Source organism: Sporosarcina sp. P29 (assembly GCF_002743265.1).
GTDB lineage: Bacteria > Bacillota > Bacilli > Bacillales_A > Planococcaceae > Sporosarcina.
The window spans coordinates 1-401 of sequence record NZ_PDYX01000116.1 but is presented as its reverse complement, the minus strand read 5'-3'; the positions used below and the strand labels follow the sequence as shown (position 1 = coordinate 401).

The following is a 401-nucleotide window of genomic DNA, read 5'->3' as shown; positions in this document are numbered from 1 at the left end:
CTCAAGAAAAAATAGTTTTAGGTGTTATTGGAGCGGGCAACTATACTAATCAAACATTATTACCTGCAATGAATAATCAAAGTTTGAGAAAGCATACTATAGTAAGTAGTGGGGGAATGACAAGTGTTCATGTAGGGAAAAGGCATGGTTTCGAAATAGCTTCTACTGACATAAATCATGTGATTCAAGATAAAGATATTAATGCCATGTTCATTACTACAAGACATGATAGCCACGCAGAACTGGTGAAAAAAGGTCTTGAAGAAAATAAAAATGTTTTTGTGGAGAAACCATTATGCTTGACTCTTGATGAACTAGATGAAATAAAAGCTGTGAAAACCTCCTGTATTTTGATGGTTGGATTTAATAGAAGGTTTTCTCCACATATTATAAAAATGAAA

Annotated in this window: 1 protein-coding gene; it reads left to right on the top strand. The window is 32.9% G+C overall.

Annotation, left to right across the window (positions count from 1 at the left end; translation table 11 throughout):
* On the top strand, positions 1–401 hold a 401-nt coding region (locus tag CSV68_RS16815), incomplete at both ends, for a Gfo/Idh/MocA family protein (protein ID WP_143561035.1).